Annotated in this window: 18 protein-coding genes; 12 read left to right on the top strand and 6 right to left on the bottom strand. The window is 64.4% G+C overall.

Annotation, left to right across the window (positions count from 1 at the left end; translation table 11 throughout):
* Positions 1-47: 47 nt before the first annotated feature.
* Positions 48-323: an ACT domain-containing protein gene (locus KGZ40_02680; protein ID MBS3956421.1), complete on the bottom strand. Its 276-nt coding sequence runs from the start codon at positions 321-323 to the stop codon at positions 48-50.
* A 59-nt stretch (positions 324-382) separates the two neighbouring features.
* On the opposite strand from KGZ40_02680, the gene KGZ40_02685 reads away from it, so the two are divergent.
* A complete protein-coding gene (locus KGZ40_02685) occupies positions 383-709 on the top strand; it encodes a DUF951 domain-containing protein (GenBank protein ID MBS3956422.1) in 327 nt (108 codons plus the stop codon).
* Positions 710-728: 19 nt separating this feature from the next.
* On the opposite strand, the gene KGZ40_02690 is transcribed toward KGZ40_02685, so the two are convergent.
* Together KGZ40_02690 and KGZ40_02695 are read right to left on the bottom strand one after the other, a co-directional pair.
* On the bottom strand, positions 729-1,610 hold the full coding sequence (locus KGZ40_02690; protein ID MBS3956423.1) for a M23 family metallopeptidase: 882 nt from the start codon (positions 1,608-1,610) through the stop codon (positions 729-731).
* A gap of 38 nt (positions 1,611-1,648) precedes the next feature.
* Complete coding sequence (locus KGZ40_02695) at positions 1,649-2,884, bottom strand: CapA family protein (GenBank protein MBS3956424.1); 1,236 nt, start codon at positions 2,882-2,884, stop codon at positions 1,649-1,651.
* Positions 2,885-3,023: 139 nt separating this feature from the next.
* Here KGZ40_02695 and KGZ40_02700 point away from each other — a divergent pair, with 139 nt between their 5' ends.
* From KGZ40_02700 to KGZ40_02745, 10 genes are read left to right on the top strand one after another with little or no spacing between them, the layout of a single operon-like run.
* A complete protein-coding gene (locus tag KGZ40_02700) occupies positions 3,024-3,329 on the top strand; it encodes a hypothetical protein (protein ID MBS3956425.1) in 306 nt (101 codons plus the stop codon).
* A gap of 7 nt (positions 3,330-3,336) precedes the next feature.
* Positions 3,337-5,334, top strand: coding sequence for a V-type ATP synthase subunit I (locus KGZ40_02705; GenBank protein ID MBS3956426.1), 1,998 nt, complete (start codon positions 3,337-3,339; stop codon positions 5,332-5,334).
* Between the two features lie 14 nt (positions 5,335-5,348).
* The gene (locus KGZ40_02710; protein ID MBS3956427.1) at positions 5,349-5,825 is read left to right on the top strand and encodes a V-type ATP synthase subunit K; all 477 of its coding nucleotides are present in this window, start codon (positions 5,349-5,351) and stop codon (positions 5,823-5,825) included.
* 6 nt (positions 5,826-5,831) lie between these two features.
* Entirely contained in the window at positions 5,832-6,416 is a 585-nt protein-coding gene (locus KGZ40_02715; GenBank protein ID MBS3956428.1) for a hypothetical protein, read from the top strand.
* A gap of 1 nt (position 6,417) precedes the next feature.
* Positions 6,418-7,473, top strand: a complete 1,056-nt coding sequence (locus KGZ40_02720; GenBank protein ID MBS3956429.1) for a V-type ATPase subunit — start codon at positions 6,418-6,420, stop codon at positions 7,471-7,473.
* A gap of 1 nt (position 7,474) precedes the next feature.
* On the top strand, positions 7,475-7,807 hold the full coding sequence (locus KGZ40_02725) for a V-type ATP synthase subunit F (GenBank protein MBS3956430.1): 333 nt from the start codon (positions 7,475-7,477) through the stop codon (positions 7,805-7,807).
* Entirely contained in the window at positions 7,808-9,619 is a 1,812-nt protein-coding gene (locus tag KGZ40_02730; protein MBS3956431.1) for a V-type ATP synthase subunit A, read from the top strand. It abuts the gene before it with no gap.
* 1 nt (position 9,620) lies between these two features.
* Complete coding sequence (locus KGZ40_02735; GenBank protein MBS3956432.1) at positions 9,621-11,033, top strand: V-type ATP synthase subunit B; 1,413 nt, start codon at positions 9,621-9,623, stop codon at positions 11,031-11,033.
* Positions 11,030-11,215, top strand: a complete 186-nt coding sequence (locus KGZ40_02740; GenBank protein ID MBS3956433.1) for a hypothetical protein — start codon at positions 11,030-11,032, stop codon at positions 11,213-11,215. The genes KGZ40_02735 and KGZ40_02740 overlap by 4 nt, the downstream gene beginning before the upstream one ends.
* A gap of 1 nt (position 11,216) precedes the next feature.
* Positions 11,217-11,888 (top strand): V-type ATP synthase subunit D, encoded by a 672-nt coding sequence (locus tag KGZ40_02745; GenBank protein ID MBS3956434.1) that lies wholly within the window; start codon positions 11,217-11,219, stop codon positions 11,886-11,888.
* A 174-nt stretch (positions 11,889-12,062) separates the two neighbouring features.
* Here the strand turns inward: KGZ40_02745 and KGZ40_02750 are convergent, their stop codons facing one another.
* From KGZ40_02750 to KGZ40_02760, 3 genes are read right to left on the bottom strand one after another with little or no spacing between them, the layout of a single operon-like run.
* A complete protein-coding gene (locus KGZ40_02750) occupies positions 12,063-13,403 on the bottom strand; it encodes a TldD/PmbA family protein (protein MBS3956435.1) in 1,341 nt (446 codons plus the stop codon).
* Positions 13,400-14,842: a TldD/PmbA family protein gene (locus tag KGZ40_02755; GenBank protein MBS3956436.1), complete on the bottom strand. Its 1,443-nt coding sequence runs from the start codon at positions 14,840-14,842 to the stop codon at positions 13,400-13,402. Before KGZ40_02755 ends, KGZ40_02750 begins: the two co-directional genes overlap by 4 nt.
* A gap of 41 nt (positions 14,843-14,883) precedes the next feature.
* The gene (locus KGZ40_02760; GenBank protein MBS3956437.1) at positions 14,884-16,110 is read right to left on the bottom strand and encodes a C40 family peptidase; all 1,227 of its coding nucleotides are present in this window, start codon (positions 16,108-16,110) and stop codon (positions 14,884-14,886) included.
* 668 nt (positions 16,111-16,778) lie between these two features.
* On the opposite strand from KGZ40_02760, the gene KGZ40_02765 reads away from it, so the two are divergent.
* On the top strand, positions 16,779-17,420 hold the full coding sequence (locus tag KGZ40_02765) for a polysaccharide deacetylase family protein (protein MBS3956438.1): 642 nt from the start codon (positions 16,779-16,781) through the stop codon (positions 17,418-17,420).
* Positions 17,421-17,522: the final 102 nt, after the last annotated feature.

Below are 17,522 nucleotides of genomic sequence, written 5' to 3' on the forward strand. Positions count from 1 at the left end.
GCGTGTGCGCGGCTGGTCGGCAGGCCGCTTGCGGTGGCGGGGCGATCTTAGATGCGGTGCATGAATCGGAAGACGTCTTCGCGCTGCAGTGTGACCTGGACGCCGAGCTCACTGCCAACGCCGGAAAGCCGCTCCTGGAGCACGTCGAAGGGCGTGCTCTCCTCGTCAACGGTCACAAGCATCGTCATCGAGAATATCCCGCTGATGATCGTCTGCCGGATGTCTTCGATGTTCGCGCCTGCGTCAGCGAGTGCGCGCGATATCGCGGCGACGATGCCGACACGGTCTTCGCCAAGCACCGAGAGGATGGCGGGCGTCCGCATGCCTGGCCCCTTCCTGTAGCGGTCATGTTGGGGGCTATACTCCCATATACCGTGTGGAGATGTCTTGTGCGCGGCGGACGATCTTTCCCCGTGTGAGGGAGACAAGATCGCGTGAGGAGACGAGAGTGGCCCTTCCGATAACCCCTGTGCGAGCGGGTGACACCGTGCGGCTCAAGAAACCCCATCCCTGCGGGGCGAATGAGTGGGGGGTTGTCCGCGTGGGAATGGACATCCTGCTCGAGTGCCGAGGGTGCGGCCGCAAGGTGCGCCTCGTCCGCTACGAGTTCGACCGCAGGTTTCGCGGGTTCATCGGCGAGCCAGCGGCGGACACGCCTGGGTTGCCGCTACGCGCAGACGCGGCGCAGGAGCCCACCGAGGAGAAGTAGCCCACGGGTTCCTAGGCGCCTACGACCCTTCGGTGGGTATCGTCTGCCCAGGTGTTTCAACGCGGTTGAGCTGTATGTGCACATGGTCGCCCGGGCTGGTGCAGTACTGTCCGAGCTGATGGTCGATTCGATCCGAAAGCAGCCGTACTCTCGCGATCGGCGTGACTCCGGCAAGCACCTGATCTCCGACACTCACGGAGATGTTTTCCACGTGAATCATGACGAGGTCGAGGTCGGCTCTGCCGGTTGGTTGTATGTGGATCTCGATGTCGTCGTGTTCCCCGTATAGCGAATACGGGGTGATCGCGGTGATCGTTCCTGATATCGGAGCGAAGACGACCGAACCGGGCGCGGCTCCGATGTCGACCGCGGTGTTAGGGGGGCCGGGGCGGCTCGAGCGCCACATCCTGAGTACCGTGCCCCCGAGAATCCGCGGCTCCGTCGCGCCGGTATCCACCCTAGCGGGAACTCGACCGGTACCGCGATTCTCGTCGGCTGCTTTCATGTCCGCATCAGGGAGGTATGACTCGATGACGAACGCGTTGTCGCGTGCGGCGCGATGGAAGCCGATCTCGGTCAAGTCCTCCTCGGCGACCGCGAGATGCAGTTCGATGCCCTCGCCGTGCCCGAAGATCGGGGTGGGTGGCGCGGGTGTTGTGAACATTTCTGCGACGCTTTCGGTCGCCGTGTGGGAGCTGCCAGACGCGTCTCCCGATGACGCCGCCCCGCCGGTCGGCCACGTCCACCAGAGAGCGGCGATCGCGGAGAAGGTCGCGACGGTGGCAAGCGCGATCTGGCGCGCCCGCCGGGTGCGGATCGCCGAGGCCCGGCAGCGGCTCCTCCTAGCGGCGCGCGCGGCATCGGCGGCTGCGGTGTGCTCTGCATTGGGGGTCGGTGTCATGGGATGCCCAGGCGATCCTTTCGTGCGCGATGGAGACGTCATGGTACCAGCCGCGCCGTGTCGCCCTCGATGATGACCGAGGTGCCGTGGGGTCCCGATATCGCCTTCAGGCGCTCGAGGATCGAAGTCGCTTCGGTGCCGTGAACGAACTTCGGCTGGCCAAATCCTTGCAGGTAGACTGGCGTGGCGCGAACGTTGGCGACACCGTGCGGACCGAGCTCGGCGTCGAGGATGAACGCCTCGCCGGTCCTGCGCGAGTAGTGGTCGAACACGAAATCGCCGAGGGAATAGGCGATGAGCCCGCCGTTGTAGAACTCGACCCCCTGGATGACGTGCGGATGATGTGAGAGCACCATGTTGGCGCCCGCGTCGATGGCGACGCGCCCGTCGCGGATCTGGCCGGCGTTCGCGTTGTCCTTATACTCGACACCCCAGTGGAACGACACGATGACGTAGTCGTGCTCCTCCTTGGCCGCCGAGATCGCCCGTGCGACCGCCTCCATGTCCGTGCGGCCCGGTGCGAGTCCGGCCCTCGAATCCGTTGCGATGAATCCGGCGGGCAGGATATGGCTAAACGAGAGGAAAGCGACGGTGGTTTCGCCGTACGCCGCGACGGCGGGCTTCCATGCGGCCGAGCGGTTCGCGCCCGCTCCGGCGTACCTCACACCAGCGGTGTCGAGCGCAAGGACGGTGTCCCTGAGCGCTTCGGCGCCGTAGTCGAGGATGTGGTTGTTTGCGAGCGAGAGGAATGTGAACCCGCTCGCTTTGATGCCCTCGATCGCGCGAGGGTCGCCTCGGAAGCGGACGTCCTTGTCAGGCCAGGGGGTGCCACCGTTCGAAAGGGGGCTTTCGAGGTTGCCCACGGTGACATCCGCCGCCGAGAGGTGCGCAGCGACGTGTACGAGCGGCGCCAGTCCTCCCTCCCGTTCGATGAGCTGTTTCACCTGACGGTCGAAGTGCATGTCGCCCACGGCGGCGACGGTGAGGGTGGCGGGAAGCGCGGGGGCGGGCTTGACGGAGGCCGGCCGCGTCGCCGGTGCTGACGGCTCGACCGCGGTGCCGAGCGTTCCGGATGTGTCCGTCGCCTTGACGGGCGCTCCTGCCGTGCGAGGGCTGCTCTGGCTGCCAGCGTTCGAGAGCGCGGCGACGGCGAGTGCCGCGACGGCGAAAGCGGTCAGCGCGACAGCGATACGCGAGCGACGGCGGCTGGCGCGCCTGCGTCGCGCGGCGTCGCGTGATGACTCGGAAATGGAGGAGGTTGAGCGTAGAGGCATGTCGAATCATGGCCAGTAAGGGATACGCGACGCGACGAGTATAGCACCTCGCGTGATTCGATTTGGTGCGCGTCTTACGCCTGCGAGAGTGCTACAATCGCACTCGTCCACCACTCGGGACCGGGGGTTTGAGCCGTCCGTGGAGAGACTCGATGAGATTCTGCGGACCGAGGAAGCGGCGCGCAGCGCGATCACAGAGGCGCGCGAGCGGGCGGCGGAGATCGGCAACACCGCGATCGCAGAGGCGGAACGGATTGCCGCCGAGTCCGCGAGGGACGCCGCGCAGGAGGCCGATAGGGTGGCCGACGCGATTCTGCGAGAAGCCGACGCTGAGGCCAAGAAGGTCCTCGCGCACGGTGAATCGGCTCGGGCGTCAGAAGTCAGCATCGCCGAGTCACGCTTCGAGCGCGCCGTTTTGGCGGCCGTGCGTTCGGTGATGGAGTGAACCGGTAGTGGCTGTTGACCGCATGCTCAAAGTGACGGTGATCGGTCATGAGAGCGTTCGGCGAACAGCGATCGATCTGCTCCAGTCCGCGGGAGTCGTGGAGATCGAGACGGCAATCGTTCCCGATGAGAGGCTCTCTTCAGCCGCACTCGACCGCGTGCGTATAAGTGAACTCGATGAGAAGGTCGCGGACGCCACGTTCGTGCGCGATCTTCTCGGCAGGTTTTATAAACGCTCCGCACCCTTCTCGACGTTTATCGCCGAGAAGGTGCACATGACGCGCGGTGAATTTGACGCGCTCGCCCCCGATGAGGAGTTCGAGCGCGTCTATCGTGAGTGTGAGCACATTGCCGAGCGGGTAGCGACGATCGATCGCGAGCGGATACGGTTGCGCGCGCTCGCTCACGAGCTTGCGCCGTGGGAGCTGCTTTCGCTACCTATCGAGCAGTGGCGCGGAACGGTGCACACGGCCCTGTTCTGCGGCACGGTTCCGGAGTCCTCGGCCGAGGAGATCCGCCAGATGCTGCGTGACGCAAGCGAGTTCGTGAGTGTCGTTGAGGCCGGCCGGGCCGATGGGCGCGAGGCGTGGGTGGTCATCGCGCACCGGGAGGCGCTCGACGACGTGCGCGCGACCCTCGCGCACACGGAGTTCGCGGCGGTATCGTTCGCCGGCATAGCCGGGACGCCCGCGGCCGAGCGGGAGCGCGCGCTCTCGGAGGCCTCGGCACTGGACGTTGAGCTCGTCGAGGTTGAGGCGTCCGCGACGCGGCTCGCGGCGAAGTACTACACGCACGCGATGGCCCTCGTGCAGGCCCTCCTTACGCGCCGGGACGCAGAGCAGGTCATCGAGCACGTCTGCACTTCCGAGTGCGTGTTCGTCGCGAGCGGCTGGATGCCTGCGCGCGAGCGCTCGGCGCTCATCGAAGCGCTTGCGCCGGTCAGCGGTGCCGTGGATCTGGAGTTCGCCGACCCCGCACCCGATGATCGCGTACCGGTGCGGCTCCACAACGCCGCTCTTATCCGTCCGTTTGAGGTGCTCACTGACCTCTACGGGCGTCCGCGCTACGGAGACATCGATCCCACGCCGCTGCTCGCCGGCTTTTTCTTCATCTTCTTTGGCATGTGTATAGGCGACGTCGGATACGGAGTGATACTCGCGGTAGCCGCCTGGCTCATCAAGACGCGGCTCGATGTAGCGCCCGGTGTGCGCAAATTCATGGACCTCCTCATGCTTGGCGGCGTCGCTTCAGTGATGGTTGGTGTGGCCACACGCTCGTACTTTGCGCTCGCCGAGGAGGCCTTGCCGACGTTTCTGCGCTACGAGCCGTTGCTGGACCCGCTGCGCGACGTCATGGTGATGCTCGTGGTGTCGGTCGCGCTGGGCGTTGTGCACATCTCGTTTGGGGTCGCCGTCAACGCGTATCGGAAAGTGAAGGCCGGAGACGTGCTCGGCGCACTCTGCGAGGACGTGACCACGCTCGCTCTCTTTGTGGCTGTCGGCGTGGTGGTGGCGTTTCCGTCTACCGCCGGGTGGCTGCTGCCGTGGTCGCTGGTAGCGGCGGTTGTGCTCAAGGGCAGGGTGATCGAGCGGGCAGTTTTTGACCGGTCTGTGGGCGGCGTCCTTCTCGGCGTGGGAAAAGGGTTGCTCGGATTGTATGGTCTCGTGGGGTACGCGTCGGACTTCCTGTCCTATACGCGTCTTGCCGCACTCGGGCTTGCAAGCCTGCTTGTTGGCGACACGATGAACCGGCTCGCGGGCCTTGTGGTCGACGTGCCATTTGGGATCGGGATCCTTGCCGCTGTGCTGATCCTCGTGGTGGGCCACACCTTCAACGTGGTCATCGGTCTGCTCGGCGCGTTCGTGCACCCCACCCGGTTGCAGTTCGTCGAGTTCTTCAGCAAGTTCTACGAAGGCGGAGGACGGCCGTTTGCGCCGTTTGCTCCGCGCACCAAACAAGTGGTCTTGCACCCGGCGACGGGTGAGGCGAAAGGAGGCGTACGGTAGTGGATGAGACCATCATGGGGTTGTCCGGAATCGACTGGGCGTACTTTGGGGCGGCGCTCGCCGCGAGCGGGGGCGGTATAGGTTCCGCCATCGGCATCACCATCGTGAGCCACGCGGCGACGGGGGTCGTTTCCGAGGATTCCGAGAAGTTCGGCCGCATCTTGCCGCTGGCGGCGATGCCGGGGACGCAGGGCATCTACGGGTTCATCACCGCGCTACTCGTCTTCATTTTCTTTGGCGTCTTCGACGGCTCGGTCGACCTCAGTGCTCACGAAGGGTTGCGCGTGTTCTTCTCGTGCCTCCCGGTTGCGCTTGTCTGTCTCGTGTCCGGCATCTACCAGGGATCGACGGCGGTTGGTTCCGCTGGGATGGTGGCGCGCCGCGACGAAGACGCCGGCAAGGCGCTCATCTTTCCCGCGCTCGTTGAGACGTACGCGGTCTTCTCGCTCATCGTCACCATCATCATGATGCTCTACGTGACCGCCGGGTAGGTTGCTGTGGCGCTTGCAGATATAGTGCGCCGTATCGCCGAGGACGCATCTCACGAGGCGGACACCATCGTCCGTAGCGCCGAGGAGGCCGCCGAGCGCACACGCGCGGACGCGTACGCGAAGGCGGCCGCGCAACACGAGCGCACGGTCGAGTCCGCGCGGCGAGCGGCAACAGAAGGCGCTCAGGCGCGGCTTGCGCGCGCCCGGATCACGGCCCGGGACCGAGCGCTAGCGTCTCGTCGCGAGATGGTGGACCGGACGCTCGCGGAAACGGTCACCCGGCTCGAGTCGCTTCCCGCAGATGAGTACGCCGACTTCATCGTGCGCAAGGTCGCGGGTGTGGCGCGCGGAGGGGAGCGGTTGCTTGTGGCGGAAGCGGACGCTCATCGCCTCGTGAACGTTCTCGCCGTCGCGCTCGCTAACGCCGGCATCGAAATCGAAGAGGCTGGTACGACCGCGGCGCTTTCGAGGGGGGTCGTGCTCGAGGGTGATCGTGTGCGCGTCGAGGTCTCGCCCGCCGCGGTGGTAGCGGGTCATGCCGAGGATATGGTGTCCGTAATCGCCGCCGAGCTCTTCGATCGAGGTGAGTGAGGTGCTTTCCGGGGCCGGGACCGGGACCGGGACCAGGACCAGTGCGGGCGCTGGCGCTGGCGTCGTCCGGATGGTGCGCGACCCAGTCAGGTACGGTTTTGCCGTGGGCCGAGTGCGCGTACTTGAGACGCGAATGCTCTCGTCGGCAACGTACGAGCGCCTCATCGACGCGCGCGACATCACGAGCCAGCGTCGAATCTTGAGCGAGACGGTCTACGGCGGCTTTCTCGAGCGTGCGAACAACGCCGAGGGCGTCGAGCGAGGGCTCGAGGCGGCCGTCACTGAACTGTACGAGAGCTTCCTGTGCCGCTCGCATCTACCCGAGGAGGTCGTGGCCTACTTCCGTATCCGCCACGATTTCGACAATCTCAAGGGCCGCCTCAAGGCGGAATCCTTGGGCGTGGATGTGTCCGGCATGCTCACTCGGCTTGGCTCCAAACCGCCCGATGTCTTCACCGGATCCGCCGAGCTGCTCTCCGGCCCGCTCAGGTTGGCTGAGTCCCGCATCCGTGCCGCAGCCACCGGCGAAGACGGCGCACTCGCACCAGGGCGCATCGATGACATGATCGACGCCGAACTATTCTCAGAGCTAGGGAGGATCGCGAAGCGCGTGAGGAATCCGTTTCTCAACGACCTTCTCGCCCTCGAAGCCGATCTCGCCAACGTGCGGGTCATCCTGCGTGCGCGGGTACGCGCGGCGCCAGCGGCGTATGCCGAGGAGCGCTTGGTGCCTGGGGGCCGGATCCCGGTTTCCGCGCTTGTGGCCGCGCATCGCTTGCCGCTTGAGGACGTCGCGCGGCGCCTGACTTCCGCTGGGCCGCTTAGAGGAATGGACCCTGAGGCCGTCATCGACATCGAGCGATTCGATGTCGCCGCGAGCGCCCTGCTTGCGCGCAAGGTGCGCACAAGCCGCATGTTCGCGATCGGCCCTGAGCCGGTGCTTGGCTACGTGATGTCCCGGCTTGCCGAGGTGACCGCGGTACGCACGTTACTCCTAGGCTCCCTCGCCGGTGTTGACCGGAACGCGCTGAGAGCGCGACTTCAGGATGTGATGTGAGATGAGCGCGCGCACCATTGCCATCGTGGGTGACGAGGCGACCGTAACTGGTTTTCGGCCCTTGGGGTTTGCGGTCTTCCCGCTTGCCGTCCCCGCGGCGGCTCGGCAGCTGTGGCCTGAGCTCACCAGCGGCCACTACGCTGTCGTGCTCATCACCGAGGCGGTCTACGAACAGATTGCCGAACTCGTCTCGGCGCGCTCCGAGCAGCCGCTACCGGCGATCACGATCATACCGGGTGCAGGGAGCGCGGGCGGTGCCGGAGAAGCGAGGATCAGTGCCGCGATCGAGCGTGCGCTCGGTGCCGCCGTCACCATCGGAGCAGAGGACAGGTAGATGACACAGATCGAACAGGGACGCATCGTCAAAGTCGCGGGTCCGCTTGTGGTGGCGGAGGGGCTCGCGAGGTCCCGGATGTACGGCCTCGTTCGCGTCGGGGCCGAGGGGCTCATGGGCGAGATCATCGAGATGCGCGGAGAGTTGTGTTCGGTGCAGGTGTACGAGGAGACCGAGGGTCTTGGACCGGGGGATCCGGTGATCTCGACAGGCGCGCCGCTCTCCGTCGAGCTTGGGCCCGGCATGATGGGCGCGGTCTACGACGGCGTGCAGCGCCCTCTCGATGTGCTCGAACGGATGGCAGGCGCGTTCTTGGCTCGTGGAATTAGCGCGCCGGGGCTTGATCGAGATAGGCGCTGGACGTTTCACGCACTGGCGCGAGCTGGTGAGCACCTTGAGGCTGGCGACATCATCGGAGTCGTTCAGGAAAACAACGTCATCTCGCAACGCATCATGGTGCCGCCGACCGTCAACGGACGACTCGAGCACCTCGAGAGCGGAACTTACACCGTCACTGACCCGGTGGGCCGCCTGATCGCCGATGACGGCACCCCCCACGAACTTCTGCTGATGCAGACGTGGCCCGTGCGCGTGCCCCGTCCGTACCGTCGCAAGATCTCGCTCAGCGAGCCGCTCGTGACCGGGACGCGCATCATAGACACGTTTTTCCCGCTGCTCAAAGGAGGTGTCGCCTGCATTCCGGGCCCCTTCGGCGCGGGCAAGACCGTCACCCAGCACCAGATCGCCAAGTGGTCGAACGCTGATATCGTCATCTTCATCGGGTGCGGGGAGCGCGGTAACGAGATGACCGACGTCCTCAAAGAGTTCCCGGAACTCAACGACCCTTACTCTGGCGAGCCGCTGATGCGCCGTACCGTGCTCATCGCCAACACGTCGAACATGCCGGTCGCGGCGCGTGAAGCGAGCGTCTACACCGGCATCACGATGGCCGAGTACTTCCGTGACATGGGCTACAGCGTCGTGCTTCAGGCGGACTCCACCTCGCGCTGGGCCGAGGCGATGCGCGAGATCTCCGGCCGCCTCGAGGAGATGCCCGGTGAAGAAGGGTTCCCTGCGTACCTCGGCACCAGATTGGCGGCGTTTTACGAACGAGCGGGCAACGTCGTGGCACTCGGACGGCCGATCGAAGACGACGGCGCGAACGGCGCCGGTCACGGCGAACGCGCCGGATCGGTGTCGATTGTAGGGTCGGTGTCACCGCCAGGAGGCGATCTCTCCGAGCCGGTCGTGCAGAACACCTTGCGCGTGGTGAAAGTCTTCTGGGCGCTGGAGGACAGGCTCGCCTATGAGCGGCACTTCCCGTCGATTAACTGGCTCGTGAGTTACTCGCTGTACCTCGACAAGATTGAGGGCTACTGGCGCGAATACGTGAGCGAGGCGTACCGCCGACGGCGCGATCGGTGCATGGAGCTATTGCAGCGCGAGAGCGAACTTGCTGAGATCGCTCGGCTCGTGGGCGTCGAGGCGCTCTCGGCCGAAGAGCAGATCATCATCGAGAGCGCGAAGTCGATCCGGGAGGATTTTCTCCAGCAAAACGCGTTTCGCGACGACGATCAGTTCACATCGCTTGCCAAGCAAGACCGCTTGCTCAAGCTGATCTTGCACTTCCACGATACCGCGCTGGAGTCGTGGCGGTGCGGCGCGGGACTCAAGGAACTGTTCTCGGTGCCCGTGCGGGAACGCATTGGCCGTGCAAAGTATCTGGCCGAGGAACAAACCGGTGAGTTTGCCCTGATCGAGGACGAGATCAAGACGCAGCTTCTGGCGTTATGCCGTAAGGAGAGGGATTAGGGTGGAGCGGGAGTATAGGACCACGCGCGACATCGTCGGGCCGCTGCTCTTAGTCGAGGGCGTCACGGGCGTTACCTACGGTGAGCTTGTTGAACTTGAGTTTCCCGATGGCACACGCACTCTCGGCAATGTGCTCGAGGTGAATCGGGATGTAGCGCTCGTACAGTCGTTCCAGGGAACGCGCGGATCGAACCCTCTGGAGACGATTGTGCGATTCCTGGGCAGGGGCATGACCCTCGGCGTGTCGCGCGACATGCTCGGACGCGTCTTCGATGGCCTTGGGCGTCCGCGCGACGGCGGTCCGGAGATACTTCCTGAGGCGCGCCTCTCGATCCATGGCTCGCCGATCAACCCCACCGCTCGCGACTTTCCCGACGATTTCATCCAGACAGGTATCTCATCGGTAGACGGCTTGAACCCGCTCGTGCGCGGGCAGAAGCTGCCGATCTTTTCGGGCGCCGGACTTCCGCACAACCAGCTTGCCGCGCAGATCGCGCGCCAGGCCGCTGTTGCTGGCGAGGAGGCGGGAGCGTTTGCTGTGGTGTTCGCAGCGATGGGAGTTACATTTGAGGACGCGGACTTCTTCATGAGCGAGCTGCGGCAGACCGCAGCAATCGAACGAGCGGTTCTCTTTCTCAACCTTGCCGATGATCCCGCAGTTGAACGAATCGCCACCCCGCGCATGGCGCTGACTGCCGCCGAGTACCTTGCGTTCGAGTGTGACATGCACGTGCTCGTGATCTACACCGACATGACGTACTACTGCGAAGCGTTGCGAGAGGTCTCGGCGGCACGCAAAGAGGTTCCGGGCCGTCGAGGGTACCCGGGCTACCTCTACACAGACCTCGCAACACTCTACGAGCGGGCGGGGCGCATCAAGGGCAAGGCGGGCTCGATCACTCAGATACCCATCTTGACCATGCCCGAGGACGACAAGACCCATCCCATTCCTGACCTGACCGGTTACATCACCGAGGGCCAGATCATTCTCGACCGCAACCTGCACCGACGTGGCGTGTATCCGCCGGTCGCTGTCTTGCCTTCGCTCTCGCGCTTGAAGCAGAAGGGCATTGGGGCGGGCAAGACACGCGATGATCACGCCGACCTTTCTAATCAGCTCTTTGGAGCCTATGCTCGCGGAATCCAGGCGAAGGAGCTCGCGGTCATCCTCGGTGAGGCCTCTCTGTCCGAGTCCGACAAGGCGTTCTCGGCGTTCGCGAACGCGTTTGAGGACCGCTTCATCCGTCAGGGTGGACACGAGAACCGCACTATCGAGCGCACGCTCGAGATAGGCTGGCAGCTTGCGACGCTGCTGCCTCGCGGTGAGCTTAAGCGCATCAAGGACGAGTACATCGATCAGTATCTGCCGGCGATGGAGGCCGTAGCGGTTGAGGCGGCGATGGACGCGTCGTGACGGTGATGTGGACAGCGGTGCTGGTGCTGGTGGCGGTGTTCATTGTGCTGCAGGTCGCGGGCGCCCGCGCTCTGCGGTCATGGGGAGTTTCGCCCTCGCCGGCCGTACAGGTTTTGCGGGTCTTGAACGTCGTCGCTCTCGTTGCGGTCGTCGTGTTCGCGTACTGGAAGCAGGCGAGCTGAAATGGCCCAGCTCCGGGTGAATCCTAATCGGATGGAGCTCATGAGGCTCCGCCGCCGCCGCCAAGTGGCCCAGCGCGGTCACAAGTTGCTCAAAGACAAACTCGATGAGCTCATGAAGGAGTTCCTCTCCCGTATCGGTGAGGTGCGGACATTGCGCGCTCTCGTGGAGCGTGAGCTTTCGGCAGCGTACGGAATCCTCGCGCTCGCCCGAGGTGGCGCGGGGCGGACGACATTCGCTGGCGCGCTCGCGAGTGGTAGCCCAACAGGCCTCATCAACGTCACCGAGCGTGCCGTCATGGGTGTAAGGATTCCGCTGTTCAACATGGGTGCGTTGCCGAGGCCTGGCGGCTACTCCCTGGCGACCACTCCGGTGCTCATGGATACGGCGCTCAGCGCGCTTGCGGGCGTGGCGCCTCGGCTGGTGGAGTTGGCCGAGAAGGAGAAGGCGATAGAGCTGCTCGCCGCCGAGATCGAGCGCACCCGGCGCCGCGTCAACGCGATCGAACACGTGCTCATTCCTCGGCTGGACGAGGACATCCGAGGCATCGGCATGAGACTTGATGAGGTCGAGCGCGCTAATCTCGTTAGGCTCATGAAAGTCAAGGAGATCATTGAGGCGCAGGGCCGACGTGATTCCGCCACACAGCGGCCGCCATCGGCGGGCGGGGTATAAAGCTCGACGGGCGTGGGGCCGATAAATGGGATGTCAGGGATACTACGAGCCTCCTGACGACAAGAAGACGGCCCCGACTCGTCGGCGCCCCTCCAACGTGAGGGACCGTCTTCACCACCGGGTCCCGGCGTGAGACGATCGCCGGGACCCGCGTGCATCAGCCAAGCATCCCCTTCATCCGGTTTGGCCGGTGAATGTCCATCCGTCGATGAGCAGTCCGGGTACGCATGCGCATCCAAGCATAATCTTGTACCGGTGGAGGCCCGAAGCCACTCCCTTTACCTGGCCGAGCGCCTCGATCGCGCTTTGGGTGAAACGAAGGTTCTTCAGAGGCGCGGTCAGCGCTCCGTTCTCGATGAGGAACGTGCCATCACGCGTCATCCCGGTGAGTGTCACCGGGACGGGGTCTTCGATGTTCACATAGTGGAACCGTGTCACATAGACACCGCGCTCCACGCGCGCGATGAGCGCGTCAAGTGACACGTCTCCGGGACGCATCCTCATGTCGAGCGGCAACGGTCCAAGGGAGTTGGGGGCGGGAAGGGCGTGACCGGTGTTGTGCGACCCCATGCGCGCAGCCCAGTAGGAGTCTGTGACAGGAGTCATGGCGACGCCATCGCCGATCAACGTCACTCGATGACGGGGCTGCCCTTCGAAGTCGAAGGGTATGCCGCATGATCCGGGGGCGTGCGCGTCGTCTTCGATCGTGATCGCGCGGCTCACGATCGTCTCCCCGAGCCGCCCGCTCATAAACGACCGGCCTTCACTGTACGATCTTGCAGAGAAGCCAGCGTAACCCAGGAAGTCGACGATATCGGCGACCGCCTCTGGCGCCAGCACGACGGTGTACGCGCCGGGCTCAAGGTCGATCGGGTTCGCGCCGCGTAGTGCAAGCGTGGCCGCTTCGTCACCGATCGCAACAGCGTCGAAACCTTCGATGTCCGCGCCGTAGTAGGACGCCCATCCGGTGCCGGCGGCCGGGCCAGATGAGAGCACGGTCGCACGCAATGTCGCGACCGTAGCACACGCCATGACTCCGAGAGAGTTGGCGACAGCCACGGTGTCGATCGACGTCTCTATCCCGTCGGCGGCTTCGAGACCACGCGCGCGCGACTGCTCGACGATCGACAGGATCGCATCCGCACGCTCATCCGGGTCGAGCATGAGCCCGGGCTCGCGTACGTCCGCCGCGCCTGATTCGCCCGGACCGGGCAAGTTGGTGAAGTCCGGATCTGGCGGAGAGACTCGCGCGGCCGCGACCGCGGAGGCGGCGCACTCGCGCAAGGACCGCTCATCGAGCAGGTTGGTGGATGCGCTCCCTGTGCGCGATCCCACGATCGCACGGATTGAGACCTTCGTGTCGAATTCAGCGACGTTTTGATGGATACGGTTGCCCGCGAAACGAGTGAGAGCCGAATCCTTGGATACGACTACGGCCTCGGCCGCGTCGGCATCAACATACTGTGTGCTCTTCAACGCCAGTTCCTGAGCGGCGACGCAGGGCTTTGCTCTCATCGGCCCACTCCTACCTCTACGTCGCGGAACCTGGCGGGAGCGGCACCGTGAGCGACGTGCGCAACCTGTATCGGTTCTCCCTTTCCGCAGTTGGGTAGTCCCCATACGTCCCAGTGTTCCGCCGAGCACACGGCGTCACACGAGTTCCAAAAGCGCGGGGTGATCCCGGTGTAATTTGGATTCTTGACCATGCGGGTCTTCCGGCCGTTCTCGATCTCCCATCCGATCTCGCATGCGAACTGGAAGTTCAGTCGCTTGTCGTCGATCGACCATGAGCTGTTGGTCTCGACGTAAAGGCCGCGTTCCGTGTCTGCGATGAGGTCGTCCAGCGACCATTCGCCTGGTTCCAGGGACACCGTGTTCATGCGTATGAGGGGGATGCGGCTCCATCCATCAGCGCGCATGCAGGCGTTGCTCGTCCGTCCGATGGCGAGAGCGGACTCTCGCGAGGTGAGGAAGCCGGTCAGAATGCCATCGGTCACAAGTAGATCACGTTGGCCGGGAACGCCCTCATCATCGTATCCAAACGAGCCGAGCGCGCCGGGGATTGTCGCGTCGGCGGAGATCGAGACGTGCTCTGATCCGTACCGGAGTCTGCCGAGGTCCTCGAGTTGCAGGAACGACGTTCCGGCGAACGCAGCCTCGTCACCGAGCACTCGGTCGAGTTCGGTGGGGTGCCCCACGGATTCGTGCACCTGCAAGCCGAGCTGGCTACCATCGATGATGAGGTCCGTCGTCCGCGGTGCGCACGAAGCGGCCGAGAGGAGTGCGGCAGCCTCGTCTCCTACGCGCGGGGCGTGAGCGATGAGGTCGAAGCCGTCGACTACCTCGTAGCCTCCCTGACGCCAGTTCCCCCCGTGTGAATTGGGATACGAGCGCGTCAGTACCTCGCCGTCTGAGATTGCGTAGGCCGCGATACCGCCACCGCTCTCGGTGCGGTTCTGCTCGATGCGGCTACCCTCGGTCGAACCAAAATACGTGTGGACCGCGAAAAACCCCATCGATGCGCGGGTCAGCTTAACCAAGTCATGATTGCGAAGCGCCGCATCTGCTTCCATGAGGAGCGCGATCTTGTCTTCGAGAGGAACGGAGAACGGGTCACGTTCGCATGGGCCTTGCCACGTGTCGCGGTACGCGGCCACGGGCGCGAGACGTATTGGACCGCGCGTCACGCGGGCGCTCGCGCGAGCCAGCATCACTGCGTCGCGCGCGACACGAGTAGCTGCCGCTACGCTTAGGTCGCGCGTGGAGGCAAACCCCCACGAACCATCCGCGATGACCCGGACGCCGATGCCTGCGGATTCGTTGGCTTCGGCGGCGTCGAGCCGCCCGTCAGCTATCGCGACACTCTGGGTGCGCGTCGTTACCACCCGTGCGTCAGCGTATGTCGCGCCCGCGAATCGGGCCGCGTCGAGTGCGGCATCGATCAGGTCCCACATGCTACCCCCCTTTAGAGCTGGTCGCTACCGAAAGCGCCGTGCTAGAAGTTCGGAGCCGTACGGGGTGTCGCGGCACCGAGAGGCGGCGCTGTTCTCGGCGTCCAGTCATATCTGCGGGCACCCGCGTAATCGCGTCGCGTTGAGAGCCGAGCAATCTTGACGAAGTCGCCAGTTCTCGGCGCGTGGATGAAGTAGTCGGCACCGATGTAGATGCCCACGTGGTAGATCGGCGAACCGAAGAAGACCGCGTCTCCAGGTTGTAGTGCCGCAGGGACTATCTTCTCGCCCACCAGGAATTGGCTTCCGGAGTAGTGAGGCAGATTGACGCCGTGCTGCTTGAACACCCAGTACAACAGCCCCGAGCAGTCGAAACCAGCTGGCGTCTTGCCTCCCCACAGGTACGGGATCCCGTGGTACGCGAGGGCGGTCTCAACTGGGGAGCCCGGCCCCACGACGATGCCCGAGGAAGCCGCGCCGCTCAAAATCTGCCGCAGAAGTTCGCTTTCCTCGCGCTGTCTCCGCGCTGCCTCCGCGTCGAGGAGTTCGAGGAGCTCGCCCTGAGCCTCGGCCAGCATCTGTTGACGGTCTTGTATGCGCAGCATGATCTCGATCTGGCGGGCGCGCAGTTCGAACTCAAGAGCTTCGGCTTCGGTTGACGCGGTCTTCAGGCGTTCAGCCGTCTTCTCGAGGAGTTCCTGCTGCGCGCGCAGGCCGTGAGCGATATCCGCGTCGGCCGTGCCGAGGGTGTTGAGGAACTTGACGCGGGACACAAGATCCGAAAACGACTCCGCCTCTAACAAGAGCTCCACCGCGCCAAAAGAGCCGTGCTTGTAGAGACTTGTCGCGCGCTTTCCGACCAGTTCGTGTTGGAGTTCGTAGGCTTCGCGCGCCTCGTCGAGGTCCGATTCGGCTACTGAGACGCGCTCATGGGTGGCGTCAAGGCGGTAGACCGCGGCGTTGTACTGTTCCGTTGCGAGCGCGAGCTCGCGGTCGAGATCATCAAGCTGGGCCAGGAACTCATCGAGCAGAGCCTGACGACGGGCCAATTCTTGCCGGAAGCGCAGTGTCTCGGAATTGACCGCGACATCTACGGGGGTGGTGGCGTCAGCGGACGGCGGGGTGCGGAGTTCCGATGCCGGATTCGCCGACTCGCTTGTGGAAGATTCTCCAGTGATCGGGGCCGCGTAGGCGGTGACCGCGCCAACGAATAGAACCGCCGCCAGTGTGATAGTCATCACTTGGGACGAGAGGGAGGTTCGAACCCTCATCCGTTCCGTCACGCGTTGCCCTTCTGTTTCCCGGGACGTAGCCGAGGTACTCCGTACGCATCGGCTGTCACACCGCGCCCCCAATCATCAATTCTATCACGAAACACACGCAAACCGCGGGCCAAATCGCCTGGGTGGGAGCGGTGTGGTACGCCTATCATCAATTCTAACGATGCGCATGGCGAGACTTAGGACGATGCATGGAGATTCGCGGGAGATTAGGCGCTGTCAGGCGGGTACATCCGTATATGCGCGCGGTGAACGGATCGGCGTCTGGGCTCGTCTGAACCCACATGGAAACCATACGCAAAGATACGGGCACGCACGGTCCGCGTAAGGCGCCATCGCGCGGCCCGGCGCACGTGTCTCCAACCGCTGTCATGGCCGTTGTGGCACTTGGTGTCATTGCGGTTCTGATGTCGTGCGCTACCCCTGGTTCGCGCCACTCAGGAGGGCCGCCGTCTCTTTCCGGGCTTGCCGGAAGTGATCCGGTAACGGTGACGCCACGCGGCGACGACCCCGTCGACAAAGTGCCGACGCCTGGTGCCCGAGCTCAGTTGCCCGCACCCCCTCCAGCTGAAACGCCGCCTTTAGCGGAGTGTACCGACGACAACGTGTCACGGAGCTGGTATTACACGCCCTCGCCTTCGTCCGGAGGCCGTCCGGCCGTGCCGCGGGATGCGGCGGCCCTCCTCGGCCGGTACGGAGGGGTGTGGCGCGCTGATACCTCGGCTAAGGTCGTGTACCTGACTTTCGATCAGGGGTACGAGGCAGGCCACACGGGGCGGATTCTCGACGTGCTCAAACGCGAGGGGGTTGCGGCGTCATTTTTTGTGACGCGTGGCTACATCGAAAACAACCCGGATCTCGTCGAGCGCATGACCTCCGAGGGTCACGTCGTGGCGAATCACAGCGCCACGCATCCGTCGATGCCCGAGATCGCGCACGACCCAGCGGCGTTCGAAGCGGAGCTTACGCGTTGCGCGGATGCATATCGCGCACTCACTGGCGTGAGCATGGCGCCCTTCTTCCGGCCGCCGATGGGCGAGTACAGCGCCCGTAGCTTGTGTATGACCGAGCGGCTCGGTTATACGACCGTAATGTGGAGTTTTGCTCACAGGGACTGGCTTACCGATGAGCAGCCGCCGGTTGCGACGACGCTTGCGCGTGTCGTGAATGGAGCGCACCCCGGGGCGATCCTCCTTCTGCACGCGGTCTCGTCGAGCAACACCGAGGCGCTGCCAGGAATCATCACGCGCCTGCGCGCGGAGGGCTATCGTTTCGCCTCACTAAACGAGCTGTCGCGCTGAGCCGGTCTTGGCATGTGAACGAATCGCTGTAGTCCATCGGTGTAGCTGCCGATATTCGCATACGTCATGACCAAGTCACCGCCCGCGCCGAAGTGGTGCGCG

The sequence above is a fragment of the Clostridiales bacterium genome (assembly GCA_018333995.1).
Lineage (GTDB): Bacteria > Actinomycetota > Coriobacteriia > Anaerosomatales > SLCP01 > JAGXSG01.

Excerpts from the sequence above, each read along its gene's own strand:
- KGZ40_02680 (MBS3956421.1), bottom strand. The coding sequence starts at position 323 with ATGCGGACGCCCGCCATCCTCTCGGTGCTTGGCGAAGACCGTGTCGGC.
- KGZ40_02685 (MBS3956422.1), top strand. The coding sequence starts at position 383 with ATGTCTTGTGCGCGGCGGACGATCTTTCCCCGTGTGAGGGAGACAAGA.
- KGZ40_02690 (MBS3956423.1), bottom strand. The coding sequence starts at position 1,610 with ATGACACCGACCCCCAATGCAGAGCACACCGCAGCCGCCGATGCCGCG.
- KGZ40_02695 (MBS3956424.1), bottom strand. The coding sequence starts at position 2,884 with ATGCCTCTACGCTCAACCTCCTCCATTTCCGAGTCATCACGCGACGCC.
- KGZ40_02710 (MBS3956427.1), top strand. The coding sequence starts at position 5,349 with ATGGGGTTGTCCGGAATCGACTGGGCGTACTTTGGGGCGGCGCTCGCC.
- KGZ40_02725 (MBS3956430.1), top strand. The coding sequence starts at position 7,475 with ATGAGCGCGCGCACCATTGCCATCGTGGGTGACGAGGCGACCGTAACT.
- KGZ40_02730 (MBS3956431.1), top strand. The coding sequence starts at position 7,808 with ATGACACAGATCGAACAGGGACGCATCGTCAAAGTCGCGGGTCCGCTT.
- KGZ40_02745 (MBS3956434.1), top strand. The coding sequence starts at position 11,217 with ATGGCCCAGCTCCGGGTGAATCCTAATCGGATGGAGCTCATGAGGCTC.
- KGZ40_02750 (MBS3956435.1), bottom strand. The coding sequence starts at position 13,403 with ATGAGAGCAAAGCCCTGCGTCGCCGCTCAGGAACTGGCGTTGAAGAGC.
- KGZ40_02755 (MBS3956436.1), bottom strand. The coding sequence starts at position 14,842 with ATGTGGGACCTGATCGATGCCGCACTCGACGCGGCCCGATTCGCGGGC.
- KGZ40_02760 (MBS3956437.1), bottom strand. The coding sequence starts at position 16,110 with ATGAGGGTTCGAACCTCCCTCTCGTCCCAAGTGATGACTATCACACTG.